At 63.6% G+C, this 20,064-nt stretch carries 20 protein-coding genes; 19 read left to right on the top strand and 1 reads right to left on the bottom strand.

What is annotated here, in order from left to right; all coding sequences use genetic code 11:
- Positions 1-224: 224 nt before the first annotated feature.
- On the top strand, positions 225-1,421 hold the full coding sequence (locus I2C21_RS01660) for a 5-bromo-4-chloroindolyl phosphate hydrolysis family protein (RefSeq protein WP_101693556.1): 1,197 nt from the start codon (positions 225-227) through the stop codon (positions 1,419-1,421).
- 68 nt (positions 1,422-1,489) lie between these two features.
- Entirely contained in the window at positions 1,490-2,260 is a 771-nt protein-coding gene (locus I2C21_RS01655; RefSeq protein WP_186962822.1) for a peptidoglycan recognition protein family protein, read from the top strand.
- A 58-nt stretch (positions 2,261-2,318) separates the two neighbouring features.
- Here the strand turns inward: I2C21_RS01655 and murC are convergent, their stop codons facing one another.
- The gene (gene murC, locus I2C21_RS01650; RefSeq protein WP_195278332.1) at positions 2,319-3,692 is read right to left on the bottom strand and encodes a UDP-N-acetylmuramate--L-alanine ligase; all 1,374 of its coding nucleotides are present in this window, start codon (positions 3,690-3,692) and stop codon (positions 2,319-2,321) included.
- A gap of 150 nt (positions 3,693-3,842) precedes the next feature.
- Between murC and I2C21_RS01645 the strand changes: the two genes are divergently transcribed.
- The 17 genes from I2C21_RS01645 (at position 3,843) to I2C21_RS01565 (ending at position 20,057) form a co-directional block, all read left to right on the top strand.
- A complete protein-coding gene (locus I2C21_RS01645) occupies positions 3,843-5,030 on the top strand; it encodes a CCA tRNA nucleotidyltransferase (protein WP_353654758.1) in 1,188 nt (395 codons plus the stop codon).
- On the top strand, positions 5,024-5,404 hold the full coding sequence (lpdD, locus tag I2C21_RS01640; RefSeq protein WP_101693553.1) for a prenylated flavin chaperone LpdD: 381 nt from the start codon (positions 5,024-5,026) through the stop codon (positions 5,402-5,404). Before I2C21_RS01645 ends, lpdD begins: the two co-directional genes overlap by 7 nt.
- A gap of 167 nt (positions 5,405-5,571) precedes the next feature.
- Positions 5,572-7,323: an aryl-sulfate sulfotransferase gene (locus I2C21_RS01635; RefSeq protein ID WP_195278330.1), complete on the top strand. Its 1,752-nt coding sequence runs from the start codon at positions 5,572-5,574 to the stop codon at positions 7,321-7,323.
- A gap of 121 nt (positions 7,324-7,444) precedes the next feature.
- The gene (locus tag I2C21_RS01630) at positions 7,445-7,726 is read left to right on the top strand and encodes a YabP/YqfC family sporulation protein (RefSeq protein WP_195278329.1); all 282 of its coding nucleotides are present in this window, start codon (positions 7,445-7,447) and stop codon (positions 7,724-7,726) included.
- Between the two features lie 10 nt (positions 7,727-7,736).
- On the top strand, positions 7,737-8,987 hold the full coding sequence (locus tag I2C21_RS01625; protein ID WP_195278328.1) for a sporulation protein YqfD: 1,251 nt from the start codon (positions 7,737-7,739) through the stop codon (positions 8,985-8,987).
- Positions 8,984-9,958, top strand: coding sequence for a PhoH family protein (locus I2C21_RS01620; RefSeq protein ID WP_101693549.1), 975 nt, complete (start codon positions 8,984-8,986; stop codon positions 9,956-9,958). The genes I2C21_RS01625 and I2C21_RS01620 overlap by 4 nt, the downstream gene beginning before the upstream one ends.
- A 30-nt stretch (positions 9,959-9,988) precedes the next feature.
- On the top strand, positions 9,989-10,501 hold the full coding sequence (ybeY, locus tag I2C21_RS01615) for an rRNA maturation RNase YbeY (RefSeq protein WP_101693548.1): 513 nt from the start codon (positions 9,989-9,991) through the stop codon (positions 10,499-10,501).
- Positions 10,488-11,240, top strand: coding sequence for an XAC2610-related protein (locus tag I2C21_RS01610; RefSeq protein WP_186962819.1), 753 nt, complete (start codon positions 10,488-10,490; stop codon positions 11,238-11,240). Before ybeY ends, I2C21_RS01610 begins: the two co-directional genes overlap by 14 nt.
- Before the next feature lie 33 nt (positions 11,241-11,273).
- The gene (gene era, locus I2C21_RS01605; protein WP_101693546.1) at positions 11,274-12,170 is read left to right on the top strand and encodes a GTPase Era; all 897 of its coding nucleotides are present in this window, start codon (positions 11,274-11,276) and stop codon (positions 12,168-12,170) included.
- A 232-nt stretch (positions 12,171-12,402) separates the two neighbouring features.
- Positions 12,403-13,209, top strand: coding sequence for a DNA repair protein RecO (gene recO, locus I2C21_RS01600; RefSeq protein WP_195278327.1), 807 nt, complete (start codon positions 12,403-12,405; stop codon positions 13,207-13,209).
- Entirely contained in the window at positions 13,206-13,697 is a 492-nt protein-coding gene (locus tag I2C21_RS01595) for a nitroreductase family protein (protein ID WP_195278326.1), read from the top strand. The genes recO and I2C21_RS01595 overlap by 4 nt, the downstream gene beginning before the upstream one ends.
- 39 nt (positions 13,698-13,736) lie before the next feature.
- Positions 13,737-16,118: an endonuclease MutS2 gene (locus I2C21_RS01590; RefSeq protein WP_193536448.1), complete on the top strand. Its 2,382-nt coding sequence runs from the start codon at positions 13,737-13,739 to the stop codon at positions 16,116-16,118.
- A gap of 176 nt (positions 16,119-16,294) precedes the next feature.
- Positions 16,295-16,558, top strand: a complete 264-nt coding sequence (locus I2C21_RS01585; RefSeq protein ID WP_101693542.1) for an HPr family phosphocarrier protein — start codon at positions 16,295-16,297, stop codon at positions 16,556-16,558.
- A gap of 84 nt (positions 16,559-16,642) precedes the next feature.
- Positions 16,643-18,502 carry an excinuclease ABC subunit UvrC gene (uvrC, locus tag I2C21_RS01580; protein ID WP_195278325.1) on the top strand — a complete coding sequence of 620 codons (1,860 nt, stop codon included), beginning with the start codon at positions 16,643-16,645 and terminating at the stop codon, positions 18,500-18,502.
- Positions 18,503-18,508: 6 nt separating this feature from the next.
- Positions 18,509-19,054 carry a 16S rRNA (guanine(966)-N(2))-methyltransferase RsmD gene (gene rsmD, locus I2C21_RS01575; RefSeq protein ID WP_101693540.1) on the top strand — a complete coding sequence of 182 codons (546 nt, stop codon included), beginning with the start codon at positions 18,509-18,511 and terminating at the stop codon, positions 19,052-19,054.
- A 32-nt stretch (positions 19,055-19,086) separates the two neighbouring features.
- On the top strand, positions 19,087-19,584 hold the full coding sequence (gene coaD / locus I2C21_RS01570; protein ID WP_101693539.1) for a pantetheine-phosphate adenylyltransferase: 498 nt from the start codon (positions 19,087-19,089) through the stop codon (positions 19,582-19,584).
- On the top strand, positions 19,584-20,057 hold the full coding sequence (locus I2C21_RS01565; RefSeq protein WP_101693538.1) for a hypothetical protein: 474 nt from the start codon (positions 19,584-19,586) through the stop codon (positions 20,055-20,057). Before coaD ends, I2C21_RS01565 begins: the two co-directional genes overlap by 1 nt.
- Positions 20,058-20,064 lie beyond the last annotated feature (7 nt).

Genomic DNA, 20,064 nt, shown 5'->3' with positions numbered 1-20,064 from the left:
ATTACAGAACGGTTACAGGGCTTATTCCTGCCGGTTTGCGCTCCATCTAAGCGTGTTGTATGAGTTTGAAGTACTTTTTAGACGTGCCAAAAGGGATTCGGTTCCCTGTGTGGGGCGGGTTTAAAAAAATTTAAATATATTTTTCATCGATTCTTTCAGAGTTCTGTGCTACAATCAGAGATAATAAGAGTGGAAAAACCATTGCCGAACAGGAGGGCCCGGATATGGCGGGTTATGGGAAGAAAGATACAAATAACAGTGAGATCGGATCCTGGATCCTGATCGTGCTTATGCTGGCGCTGTTTTGGCCGGTGGGTCTGTTTCTGCTGTTCCGGAAATTGACCGAGAACAACCGCCCGGCGAGCCATGGGCGTTCGGCCCCCACCGGACGGACCTATGTGCAGCCCGGTACCCAGGGCGTGCACCAGGAGGAGCGGCCGGTAGTACGCCGGCGGACGGAGGTGCGCCAGCCCGGCACCCAGGGGGTATCCACCGGAATGGGGGCAGCGCGGAAGGTCCAGCGCCGGGTCCCGGCAGAGCAGGAACACCTGCGCCTGAACCGGGGGAAGAGCATGATGATCGTCGGCGGCGTGATCGCGGGCGTCTTCGGCCTGGGGACTGCCAGCGCCATTTTGGAGATGGTGGAGAGCCTGTTCTGGGGCGGCAATCCCATCTGGTACCTGGAGGACGTATTCTTCCCCCTGGGCTTCTGCTGCGCCGGCTTCGTGGTGCTGGCCGTGGGGATGAGCAGGAACAAAAAGGCCCGCCGGTTCCGCAAGTATCTGGCGCTGATCGGGCATCAGACCTCGATTTGGGTGGAGACATTGGCGCAGGCCATGCCGGTGTCGGTGCATACGGCCTGCGATGATCTGCAGGAGATGCTGGATGAGGGCCTCTTGCCCACCGGCTATCTGGACATGAGCACCGGACGCCTCATCCTCAGCGACGAGGGAATTCAGGAGGAGAAGCCTGAGCCGAAGCCCGAACCCGCCCAGGGAGAGGACGACCGGACGCTGGCCCAGATCCGCGCGGTGAACGACGCCATTGAGGACGCCGCCATGAGCGAGAAGATCGACCGCATCGAGGAGATCACCCGCAAGATCTTTGAGTATCAGAAGAAGAACCCGGAAAAGGGCGGCCAGCTGCGCAGCTTCCTGAATTACTACCTTCCCACCACGCTGAAGATCCTCAACTCCTATGCCCAGCTGGAGGAGCAGGGCGTGGAGGGCGAGAACATCAGCGCCGCCAAGGTCCGCATCGAGGGGATGATGGATAAGGTGGTGGAGGGCTTTGAAAAGCAGCTGGATAAGCTCTTTGAGAACACGGCCATGGACATCACCACCGATGTGAAGGTGCTGGAGCAGATGCTGGAAAAGGACGGTCTCTCCCAGAAGGGAAGCGGCCTGACCCTGGGCGGCTGATCTCCCAAGGGGGCCGCAGGGTGTCCGAAAAGAGAGGCGGCGCATAGGATACTCCGGGAGGAGAGACCATGCAGCTGACCGAACACATTTTAACACGAAACGACTGCTATAAGGCGGGGCGCACCATCGTACCCAAGGGCATTATGGTCCATTCCACAGGGACGCCGCAGCCGGACGTGAATGTCTGGCTGCGGCTGTGGGACCAGCCGGGGGTGGATAAATGCGCCCACGCCTTTGTTCATGCCGACGGCGTGACCGAGACCCTGCCCTGGAACTGGCGGGGCTGGCACGCCGGGACGCCGCCCAACGGCGGCACGTCGGCCAACAACACCCACATCAGCTTTGAGATCCTGGAGCCCGCCGGGCACACCTACCAGGGAGGGACCATGGTGGGCTATGACGCGGAGAAGAATGCGGACTATTTCCGGCGGGTCTACGCCAACGCCGTGGAGCTGTGCGCCATGCTCTGCCGCAAATACGGCCTGGACCCCCTGCGGGACATCGTGGACCACCGGGAGGGCTACCAGGAGGATATGGCCAGCAATCACGCCGACGTGTCCCACTGGTTTCCCAGGCACGGCAAGAGCATGGATACCCTGCGGGCCGATGTGAAGGCCCTTCTGGAAGGAGAGGACGAGTTGACACAGGAGCAGTTTGACGCCATGTTTCAGACCGCCATGGCGGCCTACCGCAAGGAGCAGGCGGCTAAGCCGGTCAGTTCCTGGGCGGAGACGGACTGGGAGGCGGCGGTGCAGGCGGGGCTCTTTGACGGGACCCAGCCCTGCGCCCCCCTGACCCGGGAGCAGGCCGCCGTCGTATTCCAGCGCATGCAGAAATAACAGTGCGGGCATACCCGGGAAGAGGGGACTTTCCGGGGATGCCCGCTTTTTGACTGGATTACTGGTGTTTGACCAGAGCCTCTCCGGCGGTGTAGATGTCGCCGGCGCCCACGGTCAGGATGAGATCCCCCGGACGGGCGATCTCCCGCAGGAGAGCCGTGACCTCCTCCAGGGTGGCGCAGTAGCGGCTGCCCGGGATCTGCTCGGCCAGGGCCCGGGAGGAGATGCCCAGGGTGTCGGTCTCCCGGGCGGCGTAGATCTCGGCCAGGATGGCCAGATCAGGCTCCCGGAGCACCTGGACGAAATCGGAGAAGAGGGCCTTGGTCCGGGTGTAGGTGTGGGGCTGGAAGGCGCAGATGATGCGCTCATAGCCCATGCCCTTCACGGCGGAGAAGAGAGCCTGGAGCTCTCCGGGATGGTGGGCATAGTCGTCGTAGACCTCCGCCCCGTGGAAGCTGCCCTTGTGCTCAAAGCGGCGGCCCGCGCCGTGGAAGGCTGCAAGCCCCTCCTCCACCGCGGCGGCGGGGAAGTGCAGGGCGATGGCCGAAGCGGCGGCGGCCAGGGCGTTTTTCACATTGTGTACGCCGGGGACCTGGAGCTCCACATGGGCGAATTTCTCCCCGCGGCAGATCACGTCAAAGGCGGGCAGGCCGTTGACCCAGGTCAGACCGGCGGCGTGGACGTCGCCCTCCTCCAGACCGAAGGTGAGGATGGGACGCTCCTCCCCCTCCAGGGCGTGCATGGTGTTGGCATCGTCCCGGTTGGCGATGATGAGACCGCCCTCGGGCACCCGGTCGGCAAAGGCGCGGAAGGAGTGCTCCACGTCCTCCAGATCCTTGAAGAAGTCCAGGTGGTCGGCCTCGATGTTGAGGATCACCGCCACGGTGGGGAAGAAGGAGAGGAAGGAGTTGCAGTACTCGCAGCTCTCCAGAATGATGGTGTCCCCCTTGCCCACACGGTGGCCCGCGCCCAGCAGGGGAAGGGTACCGCCGATCATGACGGTGGGGTCGGCGGCGGCGGCCATGGCGATGTGGGTGCACATGGAGGTAGTGGTGGTCTTGCCGTGGGTGCCCGCGATGCACAGGGCGTTGCGGTAGCCCCGCATGATGGAGCCCCAGGCCTGGGCCCGTTCAAAGACCGGGATGCCCAGACGGTGGGCCTCGGCGATCTCTGGGTTGGAGTCGTGGGCGGCGGCGGTGCGGATGATGAGATCGGCGCCGGTGACATTTTCAGCCCGGTGGCCGATGTCCACCCGGATGCCCAGGGAGCGCAGATGCTCCGTGGTGGCGCTCTCCCGCATATCGGAGCCGGTGATGGTCATACCGGCCCCGTGGAGGACCTCCGCCAGAGGGGACATGGAAACGCCGCCGATGCCGACCAGATGGGCCCGCCGGCCGGGACGCAGATAATCATGGATGTCAGTTGCAGCCATGGGTTTACACACCCTTTCCAGAAGTTTATAATGACGATATGGTATCGTATTGCGCCCTGGGCGCAGAGGGAAAACAGATTTGGAACATATTATTATATACCGCAGTATAGTCCCCTTACAAGAGAAAAATACGGGAAATGGGGTGGTATAGTGAAAGAGCTGTACATACCGGACGGCGTGCGGAGGTGCCGGGACCGCCTGTGGGAGGCGGGGTGGCCCACCTATCCGGTGGGCGGATGTGTCCGGGATCTGCTCCTGGGACGGACGCCGGGCGATTTTGACCTGGCCACGGCGGCACGGCCCGAGACCGTGATGGCCCTCTTTCCCCGCACCGTCCCCACGGGCATGCGCCACGGGACGGTCACCGTGCTCACCGGAGACGGACCGGTGGAGATCACCACCTTCCGGCGGGAGAGCGGCTATACCGACGGGCGCCACCCGGGCGAGGTGCGCTTTGACGCCACGCTGGAGGAGGATCTGGCCCGGCGGGATTTTACCATCAATGCCATGGCTCTGGCCCCGGACGGAGGGGTGATCGACCCCTTCGGCGGACGGCAGGATCTGGAGCGGGAGCTCATCCGGTGCGTGGGAGAGCCGGAGAAGCGCTTTACCGAGGACGCCCTGCGGATGTTCCGGGGGGTGCGCTTTGCGGCCCAGCTGGGGTTTGAGCTCCAGACCGACACGGCGCGGGGCATCTGGCGGTGCACGGCGCTGGCCGAAGTGCTCTCCCATGAGCGGGTGCGGGGAGAGCTGGAGAAAATCTTGTGCTCTCCCCGGCCGGGATGGGCCCGGATGCTCTTTGACACCGGGCTGATGCGGCGGTACGAGTGCATCCCACGGGGGGCCTTCGTCACCCTGAGCCGTCTGCCCCGGACGCCGGAGGCCCGATGGGCGGGCTTCTGCGCCGTGGTGGGAGAGGAGGGACCCTCCCTGTTGGAGACGCTGCGCCTGGAGAGAAAGACCATCCGGGCCTGTGCCGACGGATTCCGGCTGTGGAAGGGGGGACTGCCCCAGACCGACGAGGCATGGCGGCGCGCCCTGTGGGAGTATGGCGTCGACGGGGCCCGGGCCGGGGCCTGGATGGGCGACTGGGAGGGCCGTGAGAGCTCCCCTGCGCTGGAGCAGGTGCTCCGCCGGGGGGATTGCTGGAGCGTGAAGGAACTGGCCCTGTCCGGGCAGGACCTGGCGGCCCTGGGCTACCGGGGGAAGGACATCGGCGCGGCCCAGCGGCAGCTGCTGGACCACGTACTGGAAGACCCCTCTGCCAATACGCCGGAGCGGCTGCGGGCCTATCTGAGCGAGACATCCGAGACGATCGAGGAGGATACGACATGCTGACCTTGCATACCGAGGGGGAGGGGATCGCCCTGACCCTGACGGCCCAGAGCATGGGCCGGGACTGGAACGTGACCATCACCGGAGGGGAGGTTCCCCATCTGGGCGCGGCGGCGCTGGGCGCGCCCTACCGCCATCCGGACGGGAGCATCGGCTCCAGCGCGTCGGTGCTGGTCCTGCCCAGCCATAAGGAGGACGGCGTGGTGAAAAAGGCCGCCGAGCGTCTGGCCAAGCGGCTGGACTGCGCGGTCCTGGTGAGCGGCGGCATCCATGTGGACGGCATCACGCCGGAGCAGATCGGCGCGGTGGTCGCCCTGGTCGGAGCGGCTGTGGAGCGGCTGGCAGAGCAGATGGAGCAGGAAGCGAACAGAGCGTAAAAAGGTGCCGCCCGGAGGTTCGGGCGGCACCTTTTTGGGCGGAGAGAGACGAAATAACCCAAAAAATTTACAGATTTGTACTTGATATCGGAAATGGATTCCGTATCATTGAAAGATAGAAATTTACCTCAGGTCCGGTGAGCGGACCGCCAAGGAGCGAGTGTACCATGACAAAAAAACGAGCGATCCTGCTGATTGGAGGAGGTATCCTGCTGGCTGCCGGTATTTTGCTGGGGTGTAAGCTGGCGGTGGATTCTTTTCTGGGCGCGGAGATGAGCAGCCGGGACAGCTGGGATATCGCGGTGGGAGAGCATATCTACACCAGTGAAGAGCGGGGGATCGAGGTCTATACGGCGCCCTGCGAGGCCAGCATCCCGGTGGTGCAGATGGTGCCCGAGGAGTATGAGCAGGAGGGCTTCACCTACTATGACGAGGCGGTACAGCAGCGTTTGGCCCAGCATCTGCTGGAACTCATCCAGCAGGAGGCGCATGAGATCGGGGAGCCGCTGGCGGTGCTCAATCCCTTCGGTACGGGCTCCAACGGACTGCTGCTGTGTTTTGACACCGGGGAGAAGACCCAGATCCGCTATACGGTCCATACCACCAGCGCGGATGATCCCGACTTTACCGCGACGGCCAAGAGCGGAAAGGAGGCCTACACGGACCGCCACTGCTTTTTGCTGATCGGTCTGGTCCCGGGGGAGACCAACCAGGTCACTCTGGAGGCGGTGGACGAGCGGGGGGAGGTACAGGAGTCGGCCACATTTACGGTGGCGATGCCGGACGCCCTCTCGGGCTATGATACCCGCCTGGACGCTACCGGCCAGGCGGAGGGAGAGGCCCTCTCCGACGGGCTCTTCTATGCCACGGGGATCGGAGATTATTACGGCTACACCTTCTTCTTTGACAATGAGGGGGTCCTGCGGTATGAGATGGTGCTGGAGGGCTATCACTCCGACCGCTTCCTGTGGGAGGAGCGGGGATTCTACACCTGTGTGGGCAGCCGGAAGATCGCCCTCCTCAATCCGCTGGGCCAGGCGGTGCGGGTCTATGATCTGGGACAGTATGAGCTCCACCACGACATCAACTGGGGGCCGGACGGGACCATCCTCGCCCTGGTGACCGATACGGAGCAGGAGACCACGATGGACGTGGTCATCGAGATCGATCTGGAGAGCGGCGCGGTGACCGAGCGGGTGGATTTTTCCGAGCTGATGGACTCCTACTGTCAGAGCACCCGGCCGATCAGCGCCACAGACCCCTTTTTCTGGCAGGCAGGGGAGCGGGACTGGCTGCACCTGAATTCCATCCAGTATCTGGAGGAGAGCGACAGCATCGTGGTCAGCTCCCGGGAGACCTCCACCATTCTGCAGGTCACGGGCCTTCAGACCGAGCCGGTCCTCACCGCGCTCATCGGAGACCCGGACTTCTGGGCGGGCACAGAGTATGAGAGTCTGTGCTATCAGCCGGAGGGGGACTTTGTCTTCCAGTATGGACAGCACGATGTGGAACGGGTGGAGGATGAGAGCCTGCCGGAGGGCGTGTACCGTCTGCGCATGTACAACAACAACTACTGGGGGCTGAGCACCCGGGACGGCTATGAGCCGGAGCTGGACGAGAGTGTGGGCACGTCCCTGACAGACGGGGCGGGCGTATCCTCCTACATCTACTACTACCGGGTGGACGAGACAAACCGGACCTTTGCTCTGGTGGAGTCCATCCCGCTGGTCTACTCCAGCATCGTGTCCAATGTCCAGGAGGTGGGGGAGCACTATGTGTTCAACAGCGGCGTGGCCCATACCTTTGGCGAGTGCGATAGGGAGGGAAATGTACTGCGCTCCTTCTCCTACCCGTGTATGATGAACGGATACCGGGTCATGAAAGACAGCTTCACCGGCTTCTGGTTTGAGGCGTCCTGAGCGAAGCGGCAGAATACAGGGTGTGCGTCCGGAGAAGATCCGGATGCACACCCTTTTCGTTGGGACAGGCAATTCCGAGCGGGGCGGCGCATAAAGTAGTCGGGAACAGGAGGGCGTTGCCATGGCAGGGAAGCGAAAAAAGGAGAGCGTTCTGGAGCGGACCGCCCAGGTCTTTGATCTGCCCGGCGATCTGGTGGCGGGACTGCCCCGGATGGAGCTGATCGGAGACCGGGAGCTGCGGATGGAGAATCACCGGGGGATTCTGGCCTATGGGTCGGAGGAGATCCATATTTCCGGGGGAAAACTCATCCTGAAAGTGCGGGGCGAGGGGTTGGAGCTGCGTTCCATGAACGCCGGAGAGCTGCTCATCACCGGACAGATCCGGTTCGTGGAGCTGGATTAGGAGGAAGCGGATGAAAAAAGTGGTCAATTTCCTCCGGGGCAGCGTGGAGGTGGAGGCCCAGGGGGCCTTTCCGGAGCGGTTTCTCAACCTGTGTGCCCAGCGCGGAGTGTCCTTCTGGGGGGTGGAATGGGTGGAGAGCACCGCCGTGCGGCTCAAAGTGCCCCGGCAGGAGCGCGGCGACCTGGAAGACCTGGCGACCCGGTCCGGATGCACCCTCTCCGAGGTGGAGCGGGGCGGGCTGCCCACCTTTTTGGAGCGCTTCCGCAGGCGGTACGCCCTCTTGGCCGGACTGGCCCTGTCGCTGCTGGCGGTCCTCCTGATGACCCAGTTTGTGCTGGTGGTGGATGTCTCGGGCAATACCGAGGTGCCGTCGGCCGCGATTTTGTCCACCCTGCGCCGTCTGGGGGTGCGCCCCGGGGCCTTTGGTCCGGCGCTGGAGATCAACTATATCGAGCAGCGGGCGCTGCTGGAGCTGGAGGGCATCTCGTGGATGTCCATCAACCTCCACGGGGCCCGGGCCGAGGTGCTGGTGCGGGAGCGGGTCAAGGCACCCGAGCTGGTGGACGAGAGCGAGCATGGAGACATCATCGCCGAGACCGACGGCGTCATCACCCGCCTGGAGGTCCTTGCCGGAGAGACCGAGCGCAAGGTGGGGGAGCCGGTGGCCGCGGGGGACGTGCTCATCCAGGGAAATGTGCTGCTGGAGGGGCCCATGTACAGCGAACAGGACGTGGGCTGGCAGCAGGTCCGGGCCCAGGGACGGGTGGAGGCACAGACCTGGCGCACCCTTCAGGCCACCATTCCCCTCACGGCCCAGGTCAAGGAGTACACCGGGCGGGAGACCGGACGCTGGTTTCTCACCATTCTGGGAAAACGCATCAATTTTTACCGAAAGAGTGGAATTTCCTTCCCACAGTATGATAAAATAAGCAGTACTTGGAATGCGGGGAGCGGAATGGATCTGGCTCTCCCTCTGAGCCTGGGCCGGGAGACCATGCGGGAATACACGCTCACCCCGGCAGAAGTGGACCTGGCTGCCGCCCAAGAGATGCTGGAGGCGCAGCTGGAGCGGGCTCTCACGGAACAGATCGAAGGAGGAAGCATCACGCGGACCGAGTATACCGCCGTTGTGACGGATGAGATGCTGACCGTCACCCTCCGGGCGGAGTGCACAGAAGAGATCGGACGGTTCGTACCCTTTGACGAGCCTGGATACCAGACCCGCCTGCCGGCGGGAAGAGGAGACGAAACAAATTCATGATCGAACACACCATCAACATCGAACGGATGGAGGAGGCCATCAATATCTTTGGCTCCTTCGATGAAAATATCAAACTGATCGAGCAGGAGCTGGGGGTGACGGTGCTCAACCGGGACTCCCAGCTCAAGGTGACCGGCGAGGCCGAGGCCGTCATGTACGGCGTGAAGGCCATCGAGGGCCTGCTCACCCTTTCGGCCAAGGGGGAGTCCATCAACGAGCAGAATGTGCGCTACATCATCAATCTGGTGCGGGCGGGCAACGAGGACAAGATAGGCACCCTGGCCAAGGACGTGCTCTGCGTCACCGCAAAGGGAAAGCCCATCAAGCCCAAGACCCTGGGCCAGAAGCGGTATGTGGAGGCCATCAAGAAGAATACCATCACCCTGGGCATCGGCCCGGCGGGCACCGGCAAGACCTATCTGGCGGTGGCCGCCGCGGTGGCCGCCTTCCGGGACAAGCAGGTCAACCGCATCATCCTGACCCGCCCGGCCGTGGAGGCGGGGGAGCGGCTGGGCTTCCTGCCCGGCGATCTTCAGTCCAAGGTGGACCCCTACCTGCGCCCGCTGTACGACGCCCTCTTCGACATGCTGGGGCCGGAGAACTATCAGAAATATGTGGAGCGGGGCAACATCGAGGTGGCCCCCCTGGCCTATATGCGCGGCCGGACCCTGGACGACTCCTTCATCATCCTGGACGAGGCCCAGAACACCAGCCGGGAGCAGATGAAGATGTTCCTGACCCGGTTGGGCTTCGGCTCCAAGATCGTCATCACCGGCGACATCACCCAGATCGACCTGCCCACCGACAAGGTCAGCGGTCTGAAGGAGGCCATGCGGGTGCTCAAGGGCGTGCAGGACATCGAGATCTGCAAGCTCAATGAGGGAGACGTGGTGCGCCATGTGATCGTACAGCGCATCATCAAGGCCTATGAAGAGGATGAAAACCGCCGCAATGCCCGGCGGGACAAGTAACAGAAAGCGCCGCACAAGGGGGAGAAGCAGATGGAACATCAGATCATCATTGAGACCGAGGTAGAGGGCGTCGAGGCCTTTGCCGACGCCCTGCGGGAGGTCATCCCGGCCGCACTGGAGGCGGAGGGAGTGGGGCTCCCCTGTGAGGTGGACGTGCTCTTCACCGACGACGAGGGCATCCACCAGATCAATCTGGAGCAGCGGGATGTGGACCGCGCCACCGACGTGCTCTCCTTTCCCATGTTTGAATTCACGCCGGGGGAGCCTCCCACGCCGGAGGACGAGGACCTGCTGGACCCGGGCAGCGAGGTGCTCCCCCTGGGAGACATGGTACTCTCGGTAGACCACATCAAGGCCCAGGCCGCGGAGTTCGGCCACAGTGAGCGAAGGGAGCTCTGCTATCTGGCGGTCCACTCGGTGCTTCACCTGCTGGGCTACGACCATCTGGACGAAGGCCCCCAGAAGAAGCAGATGCGGGAGCGGGAGGAGGCCATCCTGGGCGCGCTGGGCATCACCCGGGAGGAGGACCATGGCGCAGAATAAGTGGCCCCTGGCGCTGAGCGCCGCGGTACTGCTGACCGGCCTGTGCGCCTGCGCGGCCCCGGAGTCTGTACCCACGCCCACCCCGGAGGCCGCCGAGGATCCGGAGCAGGAAGCGGTGCGGTGGCTCTCCGACGAGAACCACCGGGCCTTTGCGGTAGGGGACTTCTGGGTCACCCTGAACCATATCGAGGAGGACAAGTCCCGCATCCAGGTGTGGGACCCCAACCACCTGTCCGCCCCCCTCCAGACCATGGAGCAGACGCTGGAGACCCCCTACTTTTTCGGCGTGAGCGAGGTGGCGGACGCCAATTTTGACGGATACCCGGACTTCGGATGTCTGTACTTTATGGGCAATCAGCCCACCTACTGGAACTACTGGCTCTGGGACCCGGAAGCGGGAGAATTTGTGGAGGAGCCCGCCCTGGCGGAGGTCTGCGCACCGGAGTTTGACGCAGCCGGGCAGGTGGTGCGCAGCTATACCCGGGGCGGCTATGCCGGGCTGGTGGGGACCCACGCCTTCTACCGCTGGGAGGAGGGCGAGCTGGTGTGCGTCCGCCGCACAGACAGCAGTGTCATCCCCGGCGCGACGGAGGAACAGGACCGGGTATTGCTGACCGTGGAGGACCGGATCGACGGGAAGCTCACCCCGGTGGTCCGGGCGGAGTACACCGTGGACAGCCGGGGGTGGTTCCCGGTGGAAGAGGCCTGGCAGGATCTCGCTTATCACGGAGAATCCTAACATAAATACGCTCAAGAAAGTTGAGGATAACCTATGGAAATCAAAAAATCGGGCATGATATCGATCGTGGGACGGCCCAACGTGGGCAAGTCTACTCTGACCAACGCCCTGGTGGGCGAGAAGATCGCCATTGTCACCAACAAGCCCCAGACCACCCGCAACCGCATCTGCGCCGTGGTCAACCGGAACGACTGCCAGTTCGTCTTTATGGATACCCCGGGCCTGCACAAGGCCCGCACCAAGCTGGGTGACTACATGGTGAAGGTGGTCAAGGACAGCGTGGCCGATGTGGACGCGGTGTGTCTCATCGTGGAGCCCATTCCCCACGTGGGTGGACCGGAGGAGGAGCTCATCGGGCGCATCAAGAGCCTGGGTGTCCCCTCGGTGCTCATCATCAACAAGATCGATACCGTGGAGAAGGAGGAGCTGCTGGCCGTCATGCAGACCTACGCCGCGGCCCACGAGTTCAACGCCATCCTGCCCATCTCCGCCAAAAACGGCGAGGGAGTGGAAGAGGTGCTGGACGTGCTCGCCCAGTTCCTGCCGGAGGGGCCCCAGCTCTTCCCTGAGGACATGGTCACCGACCAGCCCGAGCGGCAGGTCTGTGCCGAAATCATCCGGGAGAAGCTCCTGCTGTGCCTGGACAAGGAGATCCCCCACGGCACCGCTGTGGAGCTCATCCGCTTTGCCGAGCGGGAGCGGGACGGCGTCATCGAGATCGACGCCACCATCTACTGTGAGAAGGACAGCCACAAGGGCATCATCATCGGCAAGGGGGGCGCCATGCTCAAGAAGATCTCCACTCTGGCCCGGCAGGACATCGAGCGCTTCATGGGCGCCAAGGTGTACCTCCAGACCTGGGTGAAGGTGAAGGAGAACTGGCGGGATAACCTGAATTTGATCCATAATTTTGGATATAAAGACGAGTGACCATAAAATTTACCGCTTATAAATCCACGCGTCCTCAGCCAAGCTAACCGTGAAAAGGGGGCTTGCGCCATGGACAGCGAGACCTTGTGGGAACTCTTCTGGGCCACCGGCCTGCCGGAGGCCGCCGCGCTGGCGGAGTATCTCCGGCACAGCGAGGAGGAGGCCCAAAACGATAAGACCGCCTGAGGCGGCGGGGGGACTTGTCCCCCTTACATAGAATGGGGAAAGGGACATGCTGCTCACCACACAGGGGATCATCCTGCGGGAGGTCAATTACAAGGAATCGGACAAGATCCTCACCGTACTCACCCGGAGCGGGGGGAAGGTGACGGTCAAGGCCAGGGGCTGCCGCCGGAAGGGGAGCCGCCTGGCCGCCTCCACCCAGCTGCTGGTCTACTCGGAGATGACCCTCTTCTCCTACCGGGACCACTATACCCTCAACGAGGCCGAGCCGCTGGAGCTCTTCTGGGGCGTGCGCTCCGACGTGGAGAAGGTGGCCCTGGGCTCCTACTTTGCCGAGGTGCTGGAGGCGGTGGTGGGGGAGGAGCAGCCCGATCCCGCCGTGCTCTCCCTCCTCCTCAACGCCCTCTACGCGCTGGACCGGCTGAACAAGCCCTTGCCGCTGGTCAAGGCGGCCTTTGAGCTCAAGCTCCTCTCCCTCATCGGGTATGAGCCGCTGCTGGACGCCTGTGCCGTCTGCGGCGTGCCCGAGCCGGAGGACGCCCGCTTTCAGCTGGTGGACGGAGTGCTGCTGTGCGCCCGCTGCCGCGGGGGCGGGGAGGGGTTCTCCGTCCCGGTGAGCCCGGGGGTGCTGGCCGCCATGCGCCATGTGGTGTACGGCGACCCCAAGCGGCTCTTTTCCTTTGCCCTGGGGGAGGAGGGGCTGCGGCAGCTGGGGCGTGTGAGCGAGCGGTTTCTGACCACGCAGCTGGACCGGGGCTTTCGCACCCTGGACTTTTATAAGAATCTGGCCTTTCCCATACCCGGGCTCAGCCCGGCGGCGGGGGGCAACGACCAACAGGAGAACCGATCAGTATGAACAGTATTTTTCAGCGGGTAAGCGTACGTAAATTTCAGGACAAGCCGGTGACCGACGCCCAGGTGGAGCAGCTCCTCCGGGCGGCCATGGCGGCTCCCTCCGCCACCAACCAGCAGCCCTGGGAGTTCTATGTGGTGCGGGACCGGGGGCTGCTGGAGCAGTTGTCCCAGTGTCATGCCTATTCCATGTGTGCCAAAAACGCACCCATGGCCATCGTGCCCTGTTACCGGAAGGACGCGGCCCATCCGGAGTATGCCCAGATCGACCTGAGCGCCGCCACCGAAAACCTCCTGCTGGAGGCGGTGGAGCTGGGCCTGGGCGCCGTCTGGCTGGGCATCGCCCCGGTTCCGGAGCGAATGGATAAGATGCGGGAGATCCTGAATCTGCCCGACCATCTGGAGGCCTTCGCCATCGTGCCTGTGGGCTATCCCGAGCGGGAGAAGGCCCAGCAGGACCGCTATGACCCGGCGCGGGTCCACTGCCTGTAAGGACGGGCGCCGGGAAACCGATTGGAGTATATCGAAACTATGACAGATCTATTTGAAAAATCCATACAGACGCTGGAGCTGCCCCGGGTGCTGGAGCGCCTGGCCGAGCAGGCGGTGACGGCCGAGGGTAAGGAGCGCTGCGCCGCCCTGCGTCCCCTCACCGACGCCGACGACGTGAAGCGGCGTCTGGCCGAGACCACGGCGGCGGTGGAGCTGATGACCCTGAGCGGGACGCCCTCCTTCTCCGGCGTGAAGCCGGTGGGAGCTTCCCTCCAGCGGGCCAATATGGGGGGTGCCCTCAACACCCGGGAGCTGCTGGACATCGCGGCCGTCCTGCGTGCCGCCCGCAGTGCCAAGGAGTACGCCGACGGCCGGGCGGGCGGGGAGAAGCGGACCTGCATCGACCACCTCTTCGCCTCCCTGACCCCCAACCGCTATCTGGAGGAGAAGATCACCGGCTCCATCGTGGGAGAGGATGAGATCGCCGACTCGGCCAGTCCCGAGCTGGCCTCCATCCGCCGCCACATCCGTTCCACCGCCAGCAAGGTGCGGGACATCCTCAACAAGCTCATCTCCTCCAACCAGGCCAAGTACCTTCAGGAGGCCATCATCACCCAGCGCAACGACCGCTATGTGGTGCCCGTAAAGTCGGAGCACAAGAACGAGGTCCCCGGACTGGTCCACGACGTGTCCTCCTCTGGCTCCACCTTCTTCATTGAGCCCATGGGCGTGGTCAAGGCCAACAACGAGCTCCGGGAGCTCCAGGCCCGGGAGGAAAAGGAGATCGAGCGCATCCTGGCCGAGCTCTCCGCCGAGTGCGCCTCCTACCGGGAGGACATCGCCCAGAACTACGACCTGCTCATCCTGCTGGATGTGATCTTTGCCCGGGCCAAGCTCTCCTACCGGATGAAGGGAGCCGAGCCCAGGATCGTCTCCCGGGGGATCTACCTCCGCCGGGCCCGCCATCCCCTGCTGGACCCCAACAAGGCGGTGCCCAACGACCTGATGCTGGGGGAGGAGTTCGACACCCTGGTCATCACCGGCCCCAACACCGGCGGTAAGACGGTCACCCTCAAGACCATTGGCCTCCTGGTCCTCATGGCCCAGTGCGGCCTCCACATCCCTGTGGACGGGGACAGCCACATCCAGGTGTTCTCCCGGGTGCTGGCCGACGTGGGAGACGAGCAGTCCATTGCCCAGAGCCTGTCCACTTTCTCCTCCCACATGGTGAACATCGTGGGCATTCTGGAGGCGGCCGACGACGAGACCCTCATCCTCTTCGATGAGCTGGGGGCGGGCACCGACCCCATCGAGGGCGCGGCCCTGGCCGCCGCCATCATCGAGAGTGCCCGGGAGCTGGGGGCCCTGGTGGCGGCCACCACCCACTATGCCGAGCTCAAGGTGTACGCCATGACCACCAAGGGGGTGGAGAACGCCTCCTGCGAGTTCAATGTGGACTCTCTGGCCCCCACGTACCGGCTGCTCATCGGCATCCCCGGCAAGTCCAACGCCTTTGCCATCTCGGAGCGGCTGGGCCTGCCCAAGCACATCATCCAGAAGGCCGCCGACCGGCTGGACGCGGAGAATGTCCGCTTTGAGGACGTCCTCACCCAGCTGGACGAGCAGCGCCAGCAGATGGAACAGGAGAAGGAGAACGCCGCCAAGCTCCGCCGGGAGATGGAGAACTCCGCCAAGGTGGCCCGGGAGTACCGGGAGAAGCTGGAGCAGGAGCGGGCCAAGGCGGTGGAGAAGGCCCAGGCCGAGGCCCGGCGCATCCTGGAGGAGGCCCGGGAGACCGCCGACCAGGTCTTCCAGGAGCTCAACGACATGCGCAAGCGCCAGCGCAAGGAGGAGGACTGGCAGCGGGTCAACGAGGCCCGCTCCGGCCTGAAGCACCGGCTGAACGAGGCCGAGGACAAGCTCGGCCGCCGGAAGGAGACCCCCGCGCCGCCCCCCACCCGGCCTGCCAAGGCCGGCGACACGGTGGAGCTGGTCAAAATGGGCACCCAGGCCACCGTCCTGAGCGTCAACAAGGACGGCTCCCTCCAGCTCCAGGCCGGCATCCTGAAGATCACCGCCAAGCAGAGCGAGGTCCGGGTGGTGGAGGGCGAGAGCCAGACCAAGAAGGAGGCCCAGAAGGTCATCCGCCGGGCCGAGCACAAGCTGCGCAGCCTGGGCGCCTCGCCCGAGGTGGACCTGCGGGGCATGATGACCGACGAGGCCGTGGGCGCGCTGGATATCTTCCTGGACAACGCCGTCATGGGCCGCCTGACCGAGGTGGTGGTCATCCACGGCAAGGGCACCGGCGCGGTGCGCAAGGCGGTGCGGGAGCACCTCAAGCGCAGCCGCTATGTGAAGTCCTTCCGGCCCGGCCGCTACGGCGAGGGCGAGGACGGCGTCACCGTGGTGGAGCTGAAGTAACCGACGGATATCGGAAGGAACGTCCGCCTGTGACAAACAGATGACTCTTTTCCATGCCTGCGTGGAAAGGAGCGACATGGTTCGCTGGAATTTGTGTAAAATGTCATTGACGGGTTGGGACAAATTTGCTATTCTATATTACAGAGTATGCAAGTGCATATGGGGAGGAAACGCTTATGTATATGAAAGAGGCAGTGGTGAACAACCAGGTCGGTCTGCATGCGCGTCCGGCGACGTTTTTCATCCAGAAGGCCAATGAGTTCAAGAGCTCCATCTGGGTCGAGAAGGAGGAGCGCCGGGTGAACGCTAAGAGTCTGCTGGGTGTGCTCTCCCTTGGTATCGTGAAGGGCACCTCCATCAACCTGATCGCGGACGGCCCCGATGAAAAGGAAGCTGTGGAGGCTCTCATCGAGCTGATCAGCTCCAATTTCTCCGAGTAATCTTTATGCGCACAAGAAAAAAGCGCCGCTGACCGCGGCGCTTTTTTTCAACCGTTTTCCTGGGATGTCCTCCAGAGGTGGAATATGACCTTTGACGAACTGAAAGAAAAAGCCCACAGCCTGCCCCTCCAGCCCGGCGTGTACATCATGCAGGACGCCAAAAACACGGTCATCTACGTGGGGAAGGCCAAGGCCCTGAAAAATCGGGTCAGCCAGTACTTTGCCAATCTGGCCTCCCACACGGAAAAGACCCGGGCCATGGTCAGCCAGATCGACCATTTCGACGTCATCGTGGCCGACTCGGAGTTTGAGGCCCTGGTGCTGGAAAACGCCCTCATCAAGCGGCACCAGCCCCACTATAACATCCTGCTCAAGGATGGAAAGGGCTATCCCTATGTTCGGCTCTCGGTTCAGGACGCCTATCCCCGCTTTTCCCTGGTGGGCAAGGTGGCGGAGGACGGGGCGCGGTATTTCGGGCCCTTTGCCAGCCGGGGGAATACCCAGGCCATCCTGGACGCCATCTGCGCCGCCCTGCGCCTGCCCACCTGTGCCCGGGTCTTCCCCCGGGACATCGGGAAGGGCCGTCCCTGCCTCAATTACCACATGGGACGGTGCGACGGCTACTGCCGGAAGGACATGGACCAGTCCCGCTATGGGGAGGCCATCGAACAGGCGGTGCGCCTTCTGGAGGGAAAGTTCCAGGAGGTGGGGGAGGAGATCCGCGCCGAGATGGAGCGGGCCGCCGAGGAGCTGCGCTTTGAGCGGGCTGCCCAGCTGCGGGACCGCTATCGGGCCATCGAGCTGCTGGGAAAGCGGCAGAAGGTGGTGGCGGGCAGTCTGGCCGACACCGACGTGGTGGGCTTTCACCGGGGAGAGGCCAAGAGCTGCTTTGTGGTCCTCCACTATGTGGACGGGGAGCTGGCCGCCAAGGACTGGGACCTGCTGGAGACCCCCATGGAGGAGGACGAGGGGGATGTGATCTCCGCGCTGGTGCGGGGCTTCTACGGGGACCGGGGGGACCTGCCCCGGCAGATTCTGCTGCCCTGCGAGCTGGAGGACGAGGTGCCCATCACCCGGATGCTCTCCGAACAGGCCGGCCGGCGGGTGCATCTCATCACGCCCCAGCGGGGGGCCAAGATGGATCTCATCCGCCTGGCCACCAAGAACGCCGTGGAGGAGGTGGCCCGGGCCACCTCCCGGGAGGAGCGCCAGAGCAAGCGTATGGAGTTGCTGGGAAAGCTCCTGGATCTGCCCGAGCCTCCGCACCGCATCGAGGCCTACGACATCTCCAACACCGGCAGCGACGACATCGTGGCCTCCATGACGGTCTTTGTGGATGGAAAGCCCCGCAAGCGGGATTACCGCCACTTCAAGCTCCGGGACATGGACGGACCGGACGACTACGCCTCCATGGAGCAGGTGCTGACCCGGCGCTTCCGGCGCTATCTGGACGGGGATGAGAAGTTTGACCAGAAGCCCGACCTCCTCTTCATCGACGGCGGGACCACCCACGCCCGGGTGGCGGCCGGGGTGCTGGAGCGGATGGAGCTCTCCATTCCGGTGTACGGCATGGTGAAGGACGACCGCCACCGGACCCGTGCCCTGGTTACTCCGGCCGGGGAGGAGATCGGTATTCAGGGCAATCCCGCCCTCTTCTCCCTGGTGGGACAGATCCAGGAGGAGACCCACCGCTTTGCCATCGAATTCAACCGCCTCCAGCGGAAGGGGCGGGTCCGGGGCTCCGAGCTGGACCAGATCCCGGGCGTAGGGGAGAAGCGGCGCAGTGAGCTGCTGCGCCACTTCAAGAGCATCAAAAACATCCGGGCCGCCACGGTGGAAGAGCTGGAAAACGTGGTGCCCAGAAATGCGGCCCAGGCGGTCTATGCGCACTTCCACCCCCGGCAGGAGCCGGAGGGGCAGACCCAACAACCAGGAAAGGAATGAAGCGATATGCGCGTGATATCGGGAGAGGCCCGGGGACGCCGGCTCAAGGAGCTGAGCGGCATGGAGACCCGGCCCACCACCGACAAGGTGAAGGAATCCATTTTCAATATCGTACAGTTTGACATCGAGGGGCGCAAGGTGCTGGACCTGTTCGGCGGAACGGGCCAGCTGGGCATCGAGGCCCTGTCCCGGGGAGCGGCGGAGTGTACCTTTGTGGACCTGCGCCGGGAGGCGGCCGCCCTCATCCGGGAGAACCTGAAGGCCACCCGTCTGGAGGAGCGGGGCAAGGTGGTCCAGGGGGATTCCCTGTCCTTCCTGCTCACCTGCCGGCAGAAATACGACCTGATTTTCCTGGACCCGCCCTATGCTTCCGGCCTGCTGGAAAAGGCCCTGGAACAGATCGCTGCAATTGACATCCTTTCGGAACATGGTATAATGGTCTGCGAAAGTGCGGCCGAACAGGCCCTTCCCGCTCTGGCTGAGCCCTATCAGAAGGGCAGGGAGTACCGTTACGGCAAAATCAAGATCACCCTGTACCGGCGCGGACTGTAACGGACGTCCGCGGGGGAGGAGAGAGTTATCCCTTGAAGACTGCGATTTATCCTGGAAGCTTTGACCCCATTACGCTGGGCCATCTGAATATCATCAAGCGGGCGGCGGTGTGCTTTGACAAGCTGATCGTCTGCGTGATGGTGAATTCCGACAAACTCCACACGGGCCTCTTCACCCCGCCCGAGCGGGCGGAGCTCATCCGCAAAGTGGTGTACAAGCTGCCCAATGTGGAGGTGGACTGGTCCACGACCCTCCTGGCGGAGTACGCCAGGGAGCGGAAGGCCTGCACCCTGGTGAAGGGCCTGCGGGCGGTGTCGGACTATGAGAACGAGCTGCAAATGGCTCTGCTCAACCGAAAGCTCAATCCCAGACTGGATACCATGCTGATGCCGTCCAGCGCGAAATACACCTACATCAGCTCCAGTGTGGTGAAGGAAATGGCCCGCTACGGGGCCGACCTCTCGGACTTTGTGCCCCGGGAGATCATCGACGATGTGAACGAACGAATGAGACAGAGGAGGGGAGAGTAATGGCCAGCGGTGTGGAAGAACTGATGGACCTGCTCTATCAACTGATCGACGAGGCCAAGGGCGTGCCCCTGAGCAGTGACAAGTGCATCATCGAGCGGGACAAGGCGCTGGACCTTCTGGATGAGATCCGGGGCCAATTCCCCATGGAGCTGAGCGAGGCCAAGAAGCTGATCGCCAGCCGGAACGACTATATCGCCTCCGCCAAGCGGGAGGCCGACCTTATCAAGCGCCAGGCCGAGGACCGGGCCAAGCAGATCCTGGCCGAGGATGAGCTGACCGCCCAGGCCAAGCAGCGGGGCAACGAGATGCTCCGCCAGGCCGAGGAGCGCAGCCGGGAGCTGCGTCAGGCCGCCAACGCCTACTGTGAGGACGCCCTGCGCCGCACGGAAGAGGCAGTGGCCGAGGCCTATGACGAGATCAAGAAGTCCCGTGCCCGGTTCCGCAGCGCCGCCTCCAGCATGGGCAATAAATAAATGCAAA

Source organism: Clostridium sp. J1101437_171009_A5, from assembly GCF_015547905.1.
In the GTDB taxonomy this organism is placed as follows: domain Bacteria; phylum Bacillota; class Clostridia; order Oscillospirales; family Oscillospiraceae; genus Pseudoflavonifractor_A; species Pseudoflavonifractor_A gallinarum.
The sequence above is the reverse complement of the archived record's forward strand: the minus strand, read 5'-3'. Positions and strand labels throughout refer to the sequence as shown.